Genomic DNA, 10722 nt, shown 5'->3' on the forward strand with positions numbered 1-10722 from the left:
CACCCCCATCCCCACCCACCCAAGCCACCCCGCCGGCTACAACCCCCACGCCGCCCTGCACACCGCCTGGGGAAACCCGGCGGGCGGCTTCGGATAGCCTAAACGCCGCGGGGCCGCCACCGGAATGTCCGGCAGCGGCCCCGCGGCGCTCGACTCACACGTCGGTGGAGAAGCGGATGCCGCCGTCGGGGATTTCGACGCCCGGCCAGACGCGGGCACCGCGCAGCAGTTCGCAGCGGGCGCCGACATTGGCGCCGTCGCCGATGACGCCGTCGCGGACCAGGGCGCGCGGGCCGATCCTGGCGCCGAAGCCGACGATGGAGCGTTCCACGGTCGCGCCCGCCTCGACGACGGCGCCGTCGAAGATGACCGCGCCGTCCAGGCGCGCGCCCGCGCCGATCTCGGCGCCGCGGCCGACCACGGTGCCGCCGATGAGCAGCGCGCCCGGGGCGACCCCGGCACCGGGGTGGACCAGCGATTCTCCGCGCTGGCCCGGCAGGGCGGGTGAGGGGGCGATGCCGCGGACCAGGTCGGCCGAGCCGCGCACGAAGTCCTCGGGGGTGCCCATGTCGCGCCAGTACGAGGCGTCGACGTGGCCCTGTACCCGGGCGCCCTCGGCGAGCAGCGCGGGGAACACCTCGCGCTCCACCGACACCGGGCGGCCGGTCGGGATCTTCTCGATGTACTCGCGGCGGAACACGTAGCAGCCCGCGTTGATCTGGTCGGTCGGCGGATCCTGGGTCTTCTCCAGGAACGCGGTGACCCGGCCGTCGGCGTCGGTCGGCACGCAGCCGAACGCGCGCGGATCGCTCACCCGGACCAGATGCAGGGTGACATCGGCATTGGTCGACTCGTGGGTGTCGAGGATCGCACCGAGGTCGGTGCCGCCGAGCACGTCACCGTTGAACACCATGACGTTGTCCGCGCGCAGCTTGGGCAGCACGTTGCGGATGCCGCCGCCGGTGCCCAGCGGCTCGGTCTCGGTGACGTACTCGATCTCGAGGCCGAGGTCGGCGCCGTCACCGAAGTGCTCTTCGAACACCTCGGCCTTGAACGAGGTGCCGAGCACCACATGCGTGATCCCGGCCTCGGCGATGCGGGCCAGCAGGTGGGTCAGGAACGGCAGTCCAGCCGTCGGCAGCATCGGCTTGGGCGCCGAGAGGGTGAGCGGACGCAGCCGCGTGCCCTGTCCGCCGACGAGGATGACCGCGTCGGTGCCTGCATTGCCTGCCATCGAGTTTCCCCTGTTCACAGTGGACCGGCGCCCACTCAGGCGCCGGTGTCCTATTTTGCCTGCCCCGGCGCCCTACGTGGTTACGCAGGCTGCCGCCTCCGGGCGCTGACGGTTCAGGCGGAACGCGCTTTCTCGCGCAGCGCCGATCGAACCGCAATCCGGGAGCGGACCGCAAGTCCGGCGCGCAGCGCGCCCCGCAACGGCGCCTGCCACCAGTGCGGATGCCGGTCGGCCTGGAACCGGTAGGCGCTGGCGTGGTGGGCGGGCAGCATCAGCTCGGGGTGCTTGCCCGCGGCGTGACCCTTGGCGTGGGTCACCTCGGCGTCGGGGACGAACACATTGTGCCAGCCGGCCTTGCCCATGCGGTCACCGAAGTCCACGTCCTCCATGTACATGAAGTAGCGCGAATCGAAGCCGTCGATGGTGTCGAACGCGGCCCGGCGCACCAGCAGGCAGGAGCCGGACAGCCAGCCGACGACCCGCTCGGAGATCTCCTCGTTCTCCTGGCGGTAGCGCACCGACCAGGGGTTCTTCGGCCAGATCGTGCCGAGGATCGCGTGCCCGGCGCCGTCGGCCAGGCCGGGGACCCGGCGCGCGGACGGATAGACGCTGCCGTCGGGCTCGCGGACCATGGGCCCGAACGCGCCCGCCCGCGGCCAGCGCTTCGCGGCCTCGAGCAGCTTGTCGATGGAGTCGACGCCCCAGCGGATGTCCGGATTGGCCAGGATCACGAACTCGATCGAGGGATCGATCTCGGCGACCGCCCGGTTGATCGCGCCGCCGTAGCCGATGTTGCCCCCGGTGCGCAGCAGTCGCACGTGCGAGTTGGCCTCGGCGACGAGTTCGGGCACGCCGTCGGTGGAGCCGTTGTCGGCCAGGATGACCTGCGGCTTCTCGCTGGTGGCGTCGGCCAGGGTGGTGATGAAGTGCTCGAGGTGCTCGCCAGGTGAGTAGGTCACCGTGACGACGGCAAGGCCAGCAGGGGCCGCGGATTCGGCTGCGTTCACGACTGGGCAGCCTAGCCGGACACCGGCCGCAGTGCGTCGGTCAGCGCGGATTGCCAGGAACGCAACGGGGTGAGCCCGGCCGCGTTCCAGACCGCCGGGGAGAGCACCGAATAGGCCGGGCGCCGGGCCGGTCTGGGGAAGGCCTCGGAGGTGCACGGCAGGACACGGGCCGGGTCGGCACCGAGCTCGTCGAATACCGCGCGGGCCAGCTCGAACCAGGTAGCGGTGCCCGCGTTGGTGGCGTGCAGGATCCGGGGCGCGTCGGGGCGGGTGGTGAGTTCCAGCAGCGCGGCGGCCAGGTCCGCGGCGCGGGTGGGTGAGCCCACCTGGTCGTCGACGACGGTGACGGTGTCGCGTTCGCCTTCCAGCCTGCGCATGGTGGCGACGAAATCCCCCTCGACACCGGAATACACCCAGGCGGTGCGCACGACCTGCGCGGCGGGACAGAGCTCGAGCACCGCCTGCTCGCCCGCGAGCTTCGACTGCCCGTAGACGGTGGCGGGGCCGGTGGTGTCGTCCGGTTCGTACGGCGTGTGCGCCGTGCCGGGGAAGACATAGTCGGTGGAGACGTGGATCAGCCGGGAGTTCGCCGCCGCGCAGGCGGCCGCCAGCACCGCGGGACCGATCGCGTTCGCGGCGAAGGCGGCCTCACGATCGGTCTCGGCGGCGTCGACGGCGGTATAGGCCGCGCAGTTGAGCACGACCGCGCCCGGGGTGAGCACCGCGTCCACGGCGGCGCGGTCGGTGATGTCGAGATCGGCCCTGGCCAGGCCAGTGGCCCGGGGCGCGAGCCGCAGGATCTCGCGCCCGAGCAGCCCGCGCGCTCCGGTTACGATCAGGCGAGTGGGGGCGGGGAAATCGGCGTTCACGCGGCCAGTCTGGCACGCCGGGACACCTGCGGTTCGGCCCGAGTGTGGTAACTGTTGGTTAGCCTGTGATGGCCGGTTTCGGCGGACGAGCCCGGGTATGCGAGATGGCGGGGTTTGCCGGGGGAGATACGGAGCTGGGCGCGGAGTTCGTCGAGAGGATGCACGATGCGAGAGTCGACCCGACCACCGACGGTGGCCACGCCAGTGGGCGCCTTCGGCCCCGCGAAAGTGATGGTGGCGATCGCGGCGGTCCTGGTGCTGGCTCTCACCGGTTTCGCGTGGCGCAGCGTCGACAACCTGATCGCCAATATCGACCGCATCGGCGGCCTCGGCCTCGGCGGCGGCCGTGACGGCGCGGTCGACATCCTGCTCGTCGGCGTCGACAGCCGCACCGACGCCCACGGCAACCCGCTGACCTCGGCCGAGCGCGCCATGCTGCACGCGGGCGACGAGGTGGGCACCAACACCGACACCGTCGTCCTGGTGCGCGTGCCCAACGACGGCCGCTCGGCCACCGCGATCTCGATCCCGCGCGACTCCTACGTCGACATCCCCGGCCAGGGCAAGGGCAAGATCAACTCCGCCTACGGCGCCACCAAGGAGACCGAGCGCGCGAAGCTGCTGGACAAGGGCGCCTCCGAGGCCGATGCCGAGCGCGACTCCACCAAGGCGGGCCGCACCGCGCTGATCAAGTCGGTGGCCTCGCTCACCGGCATCACCGTCGACCACTACGCCGAGGTGAGTCTGCTCGGCTTCGTGCTGCTCACCGATGCCGTCGGCGGTGTGGAGGTGTGCCTGAACAACGCGGTCGACGAATACATGTCGGGCGCGGACTTCCCGGCCGGGCAGCAGCGCCTCGACGGCGGGCAGGCGCTGAGCTTCGTCCGGCAACGGCACGGGCTGCCGCGCGGCGACATCGACCGCATCGTCCGCCAGCAGGTGTTCATGGCCCAGCTGGTCGGCCAGCTGCTCAACGCCAAGATCCTGGCCAACCCCGGGAAGCTGAGCGAGATCAGCGAGGCCGTCGGCCGGACCGTCGTCCTCGACGAGGGCTGGGACGTGCTGGCGTTCCTCCAGCAGCTCAAGGACCTCTCCGGCGGCAAGGTGGAGTTCGACACGATCCCGGTGGCGGACCTCAATTCCATGACCTCGGCGGGTGAATCGGTCGTGCGGGTGGAGCCCAAGGCGGTGCAGGATTACGTCGCCGGGCTGGTCGGCGAGGAGAAGCCGAAGGACGACAAGCCCAAGGTCGATCCGTCGACGGTCACGGTGAGCGTGTTCAACGCCGGTGGCGCGACGGGACTGGCGGGCAAGGTGTCGACGGCGCTGACCGGGAAGGGTTTCCGCGAGGGGCTGGTGGGGAACTACACCGGGGGAAGCGTCAGTTCGAGCCGGGTGCTCGCCGTCGACGCCGAGGATCCGAAGGCGGCCGCGGTCGCCGAGGCACTGGGCGGTCTCCCGGTGATCGCGGATCCGTCGCTGTCGGCGGATACCGTGAGCGCCGTGCTGGCGAGCGACTACTCTGGTCCGGGCTCGGCCGCGGGCGGGATGTTCGATTTCGACGGAACGTCCTCCGCGACCGCGACGCCAGTACCGCCAGCCCCGCCGATCGACGCAGGCCAGAACGGACCGAAATGCGTGAACTGAACAATGCGTGAGCCCCTTTCCACACTCACCGACGCCCTCCTCGACCCGGTCCTCGAACGCGACCCGGCCGGCCCCCGCGTCACCTGGTACGACGACGCCACCGGCGCACGCATCGAGCTGTCCGGCCTGACGCTGGCCAACTGGGCCGCCAAGACGGCCAACCTGCTGCGTGACGAGTTCGCGCTCAGCCCCGGCGCCAGGGTCGCCGTGCTGCTGCCCGCGCACTGGCAGACCGCCGCGGTCCTGCTCGGATGCTGGTGGGCGGGAACCGAAGTCGTGCTCGATCCCGATCCGGACGCCGATCTGGCGCTGGTCACTCCCGACCGGCTCGACGACGCCGACGGTGTCGACGAGGTGGCGGTGCTGTCACTGGACGCCATGGGTTCACCCGTGCGCGACCTGCCGGTCGGTGTCACCGATTTCGCGACCGCGGTGCGCGTACACGGCGACCAGTTCCATCCCGGCGGATTCCGTGCCGCGCTCGACGGGCGCTCGGTCGCCGAGGTACTCGTCGAGGCCAGGAAATCGGCCGCGCTGCAGGCGATCACCGCCGGTGACCGGGTGCTGTCGAGCGCGCGCTGGGACACCGCCGAGGAACTGATCGACGGCTATGTCGCGGTGCTGGTGGCCGGCGCCTCGCTGGTACAGGTCGTCAACCCCGATCCGGCCGCGCTGGAACACCGCGTCGCCACGGAACGGGTGACGGTGCGCCGCTGAGGCTCCTACCCAGGTATAGGTCGCACTCCGACTGGAACACGTTTCGCTCTGTCGGATAAGTCCGTACGGTGGAGGAATCCATTCGGCAGAGCGGCAGGGGTGGCCATGATCGCGCAGTATTGGTTGCGATGGTCGGCGGAGCACGGCGCGGCGCGCGGGATTCTGCGCTGGCAACGCCGCAAGCGTGATTCGTTCGCCGAGCTGCTCAGCGGTCGGCGTGGGCTGCACGACCCGTATCCGCTGATCGACGAACTGCGCGCGTCCGGCGGGCTGGTGCGCACCGCGGTCTCCTACGCCGCCTTCGATCATTCCCAGGTCCGGGCGATCTTGCGCGACAACCGATTCGGGGTTCGGCAGGCCCTCGGGGGCGACCTGCCCGCGCCGTGGCGGTCGCTGGCCGCCCGGGTCACGGTCCCGCCGAATCCGGTCGAGCCGCCGTCGATGCTGGTGCTCGATCCGCCCGAGCACACCAGGATGCGCAAGCCGGTGGCCTCGGCGTTCACCCCGCGCGCGATCGCCAGGCTGCGCGATCGGGTGGAGGTGGTCACGGCCGAACTGCTCGACGCGATGCCCGCGCACGGCTCGGTCGACCTGATCACCGATTTCGCGGCCAGGGTGCCGATCGCGATCATCGCCGACATGCTCGGTTTCCCCGCCGCCGACCGGGAGATGTTCCTGCGCTGGGGCGACCGGGTGACGCCGCTGCTCGATATCGGCACCTCCTGGGCCAACTATCGCAATGCCATGCTCGCCATCGAGTCGATGGACGAGTACCTGGCCGCCCACATCGCGAAGTTGCGCCGCGAACCGGGCGACGACATCCTCTCCACCCTCGTGGTCTCGGGTGATCTGAACCTGCGCGAGCTCCAGGCCGGGGCGAGCCTGCTGATGGGCGCCGGGTTCGAGACCACGGTCAATCTGATCGGCAACGCCGTCGCCGCCCTGTCGGCCCATCCCGATCAGCTCGCCATCGCGCAGGCCGATCCGGATCGCTGGCCCGACGTGGTGGAGGAGACATTGCGGTTCGATCCGCCGGTGCAGACCACCGCGCGCGAAACGCTCGAGGCCGTCGAACTCGACGGCGTCCGGCTCGGACAGGGGAGCACGGTCATCCTGTCGCTGGCCGGTGCCAACCGCGACCCCGCCGTATTCGCCGAGCCGCACCGCTTCGACATCGATCGCCCGAATCTGAAGGATCATGTCGCGTTCAGCAGCGGCATCCACTCCTGTCTCGGCGCGAGCCTGGCGCGGATGGAAGCCGTGCACGCCCTGCGCGCCCTCTACACCCGCTACCCGGACCTGCGTCTGCGCGGCGAGCCGACCCGTCGAAACCTGTTCACCCTGCACGGTTTCGAGCACATGCCGGTCGACCTCGGTCCGGTCGCGCGCAGTGCGGCGCCGGACGGACTGGCCGACGCGGCCCGGCGGTCCTAGGCCCCCGCTCGCCAGCGGTAGCGGGTCTTCGGGCGGCCCGCGCGGCCGTAGTCGGCGCGGCGCTCGGCCAACCCGTCGTCGGCGAGCTTCTCCAGGTAGCGCCAGGCGGTGATGCGGGAAACGCCTACGGCGGCAGCGGCATCGGTGGCGGTGATGCCTGCCTCGGCGGAGCGCACGGCGCGCGAGACCTCCTCGAGGGTGTGCTGGACGACGCCCTTCGGCGCGCCTGCCCGCTGGTCGGCGGTGCGCAGGGCGCCCAGCGCGCGGTCGATGTCGTACTGCGACAGGGCCGCCTCGCCCGCGGGCAGGGCGGTGTCGAAATCGCGGTAGCGTTCCAGCTTTTCGCGGAACGCGGCGAAGGTGAACGGCTTGAGCAGATACAGCACCACGCCGTGGGCGACGGCGTTGCGGACCATGGTCAGCTCGCGGGCCGAGGTGATCGCGATGACGTCGGGGCGTGGTTCCAGCCCGTTGAGCGCGGCGGCGACCTCGAGGCCGCTGATGTCGGGCAGACCGATGTCCATGAGCACCAGGTGGAACGGCTTGCCGTCGGCGATGGCCTCGGCCGCCAGCGTGAGCGCGTCGCGCCCGGTGTGCGCGACACCGCCGGTGACGAAGCCGTCGAGCCGCTCGAGGTAGGCCCGGTGCGCCTGCGCGATCAGCGGTTCGTCCTCGACGATCAGGACGCGGATCATTGTGTCTCCCTCAGCGGAATGCGAACGATGACCGCGCTGTGTGGTGCGGCCGTGGTGGTGATGGTGCCGCCGTGTCGGTCGACGAGGCGGTGGACGAGCGCCAGCCCGAGGCCGGCGTGATCGGATTTGGTGGTGTAGCCGCGTTCGGCGGCGCGCGAGAACATCTGGGCCGACATGCCCGGTCCGCTGTCGGCCACCTGGACCAGCAGCTCCTTGTCGCGGTGCCGCACCGAGACCTCGACGCGCTTGTCGACCGTGCCCGCGGCGGCATCGATGGCGTTGTCGACCAGGTTGCCGACCAGGGTGACCGATTCGTGCGCGGAGAGCGGGTCGGTGGAGTCCAGCGCGGTGTCCTCGCTGATGGACAGGCTCACCCCGCGTTCGGCCGCCTGGTCGACCTTGCCGAGCAGCAGCGCGGCCAGCGCGGCGTCACCGACGGAGGCCAGCAGCCGGTCGATCAGAACCTGGGAGAGCTGGAGTTCGGCGGTCGCGAAGGCCACGGCCTCCTCCGGCCTGCCCAGCTCGACCATCGTGACGACGGTGTGCAGCCGGTTGGCCGCCTCGTGCGCCTGGGCGCGCAGCGACTCGGCGAAGCCGCGCACCGAGTCGAGCTCGCCGAGCACGGCGCGCAGTTCGGTCTGGTCGCGGATGGTGAGCACGGTGCCGATGGCCTTGCCCTCCCAGCTCACGACGTCCTGGTTGACCAGCAGCACCCGGTCGGTGGTCACGTGGGTCTCGTCGCGCACCACGCCCCAGCGCATCTGCCGCAGCGAGACGGGCAGGTCGCTGCGGCGCACAGCGCCGTCGGGGAGGTCGAGCAGGGTGCGCGCCTGGTCGTTGACCACCTCGGCCGGCCCTGGACCTGCCCCGAACACGACGAGGCCCTCGTGCACCGAGTGCAGCACCGCGTCGTGGTGTTCGTACAGCGCGCGCAGCTCGTCGGGCGCCAGGCCGTGCGTCTGACGGCGCAGCCTGCGGCTGATCAGGAACGACGACAGCGCGGCCAACGCGAGACCGGCGGCGGAGACCCCGAGGATCACCGGCAGCTGCGAGGCGACCTGGGTGCTGATCTTGGCGCGGGTCACGCCCGCCGACACCAGCGCGACCACCCGGCCGCTGTCGTAGACCGGCGTGACCGCCCTGATCGACGGGCCGAGGGTGCCGGTGAACGTCTCGGTCAGCGTCTGCCCGGCCAGGGCACCGTCGATGCTGCCGATGAACGGCTTGCCGATGAGTTCGGGATTGGTGTGGGTGTAGCGCGTGCGGTCGGTCGCCATGACCACGATGAAGTCCATCCCGGTATCGGCACGGATCCGCTCAGTGGTCGGTTGTAGCAGGCCGCTGGGGTACGGCGAGTTCACCGCGGCCAGGGTCGAGGGCGCGCGGGCGACCGTGACGGCCACATCGCGGACCTTCAGCTCGGTGGCCACATCGTGGTCGTGCCTGGCGTCGAGGACGGCCAGGGCGGTCCCGGTGCCGATCATCAGCGCCAGCACCACCAGCTGCCAGAGGAAGGCCTGTCCGGCGAGCGACAGCCGCCGACCTCGCATCTTGCCCTCCGAACTCATCCTCTGAACCTTATGCACCAATTGTGATGGGCATCACAACACGTGCCCATGATTGGTCCTCATGAGCACAACCGCCGCATCAACGCGAAAACGCGACCATACCCACTGGCTGTACATCGCGGTGATTATCGCCGTCCTTGCGGGCATTCTGGTCGGCCGGGTCGCGCCGGAGTTCGGGCAGTCGCTGGCACCGCTGGGCACCCTGTTCGTGAATCTGATCAAGATGATGATCGCGCCCGTCATCTTCTGCACCATCGTGCTCGGCATCGGTTCGGTGCGCGCCGCGGCGACGGTCGGCAAGGTCGGCGGGCTGGCCATCGCCTACTTCCTGGTGATGTCGACGGTCGCGCTCGGCATCGGGCTGGTGGTCGGCAACCTGATCGAACCGGGCTCGGGGCTCGGGACCGGGAAGGCCGGTGCCGGGGCGCAGTACGCCGAGCAGGCGCACGGCGCGGGCGGCACCTGGGACTTCATCCAGAACATCGTGCCGACCACGCTGGTGTCGTCACTGACCGCGGGCAGCGTGCTGCAGGCGCTGTTCGTCGCGCTGCTGGTCGGGTTCGCCGTGCAGGCGATGGGGGAGACGGGCGCGCCGATCCTGCGCGCGGTCGCCCTCGCCCAGAAGCTGGTGTTCCGGATCCTGGCCATGATCCTGTGGCTGGCCCCGATCGGCGCGTTCGGCGCCATCGCCAACGTGGTCGGGCGCACCGGCTGGTCGGCGGTGGTGCAGCTGGCGACGCTGATGATCGCCTTCTACCTGACCTGCCTGGTGTTCGTCTTCGGTGTGCTCGGTGTGGTGCTGCGAGCGGTGTCGGGGGTGTCGATCTTCAAGCTGTGCCGGTACCTGGCGCGGGAGTACCTGCTGATCGTGGCGACCTCGTCCTCGGAGTCGGCGTTGCCGCGACTGGTCGCGAAGATGGAGCACGCGGGTGTCGAACGCACCACCGTCGGCGTGGTGGTGCCGACCGGGTATTCGTTCAATCTGGACGGCACCGCGATCTACCTCACCATGGCGTCGATCTTCATCGCCGACGCGATGGGCAAGCCGCTGAGCATCGGTGAGCAGATCGGCCTGCTGCTGTTCATGATCATCGCCTCGAAGGGCGCGGCGGGTGTCACCGGCGCCGGTCTGGCCACCCTCGCCGGCGGTCTGCAGAGTCATCGGCCCGAACTGCTCGACGGTGTCGGCCTGATCGTCGGCATCGACCGCTTCATGTCCGAGGCCCGCGCGCTGACCAACTTCTCCGGCAACGCGGTCGCCACCCTGCTCATCGGCACCTGGACCAAGACCGTCGACGCCGACCGCGCCCAGCGGGTCCTGAATCGCGAACTGCCCTTCGACGAGGAGACCATGGTCGACGACCACCCGGTCGAGCCGCCCGTCACCGACGCGAAGCCACCTGTCCCGGTCCGGTGACAGCAGCGCCGGGGCCCCCCCGGGTACCCGGGGCCCGCGCGGGTTGGGTTGGGCACGCGCGGGCCCCATTATACCGGTGGAGGTGGGTGAGGACCCGGGGGGGGGGGGGGGCGGGGGCCCAGCCGGGGTGGTTT

9 protein-coding genes are annotated in these 10722 nt (G+C 70.7%); 4 read left to right on the plus strand and 5 right to left on the minus strand.

Going from position 1 to position 10722, the window contains the following annotated elements; all coding sequences use genetic code 11:
• Positions 1-154: 154 nt before the first annotated feature.
• The 3 genes from QH270_RS08710 to rfbD all read right to left on the minus strand — a co-directional run bounded on the left by QH270_RS08710 (position 155) and on the right by rfbD (position 3110).
• Positions 155-1234, minus strand: coding sequence for a sugar phosphate nucleotidyltransferase (locus tag QH270_RS08710; RefSeq protein WP_110036512.1), 1080 nt, complete (start codon positions 1232-1234; stop codon positions 155-157).
• A gap of 113 nt (positions 1235-1347) precedes the next feature.
• Positions 1348-2241 (minus strand): glycosyltransferase family 2 protein, encoded by an 894-nt coding sequence (locus tag QH270_RS08715; protein ID WP_280340021.1) that lies wholly within the window; start codon positions 2239-2241, stop codon positions 1348-1350.
• 11 nt (positions 2242-2252) lie between these two features.
• A complete protein-coding gene (gene rfbD / locus QH270_RS08720; protein WP_280340022.1) occupies positions 2253-3110 on the minus strand; it encodes a dTDP-4-dehydrorhamnose reductase in 858 nt (285 codons plus the stop codon).
• A 231-nt stretch (positions 3111-3341) separates the two neighbouring features.
• On the opposite strand from rfbD, the gene QH270_RS08725 reads away from it, so the two are divergent.
• From QH270_RS08725 to QH270_RS08735, 3 genes are all read left to right on the plus strand, one after another.
• On the plus strand, positions 3342-4757 hold the full coding sequence (locus QH270_RS08725; RefSeq protein ID WP_280340028.1) for an LCP family protein: 1416 nt from the start codon (positions 3342-3344) through the stop codon (positions 4755-4757).
• A 3-nt stretch (positions 4758-4760) separates the two neighbouring features.
• Positions 4761-5474 (plus strand): TIGR03089 family protein, encoded by a 714-nt coding sequence (locus tag QH270_RS08730; RefSeq protein WP_280340023.1) that lies wholly within the window; start codon positions 4761-4763, stop codon positions 5472-5474.
• A 105-nt stretch (positions 5475-5579) separates the two neighbouring features.
• The gene (locus QH270_RS08735) at positions 5580-6908 is read left to right on the plus strand and encodes a cytochrome P450 (protein ID WP_280340025.1); all 1329 of its coding nucleotides are present in this window, start codon (positions 5580-5582) and stop codon (positions 6906-6908) included.
• Here QH270_RS08735 and QH270_RS08740 read toward each other — a convergent pair.
• Both QH270_RS08740 and QH270_RS08745 read right to left on the minus strand, forming a co-directional pair.
• A complete protein-coding gene (locus tag QH270_RS08740; protein WP_233000440.1) occupies positions 6905-7603 on the minus strand; it encodes a response regulator in 699 nt (232 codons plus the stop codon). The genes QH270_RS08735 and QH270_RS08740 overlap by 4 nt on opposite strands.
• A complete protein-coding gene (locus QH270_RS08745; protein WP_280340030.1) occupies positions 7600-9153 on the minus strand; it encodes an ATP-binding protein in 1554 nt (517 codons plus the stop codon). Before QH270_RS08745 ends, QH270_RS08740 begins: the two co-directional genes overlap by 4 nt.
• A gap of 79 nt (positions 9154-9232) precedes the next feature.
• On the opposite strand from QH270_RS08745, the gene QH270_RS08750 reads away from it, so the two are divergent.
• Positions 9233-10588, plus strand: a complete 1356-nt coding sequence (locus QH270_RS08750) for a cation:dicarboxylate symporter family transporter (protein WP_280340027.1) — start codon at positions 9233-9235, stop codon at positions 10586-10588.
• Positions 10589-10722: the final 134 nt, after the last annotated feature.

The organism is Nocardia neocaledoniensis, assembly GCF_029868625.1.
Taxonomy (GTDB): Bacteria; Actinomycetota; Actinomycetes; order Mycobacteriales; family Mycobacteriaceae; genus Nocardia; species Nocardia neocaledoniensis_A.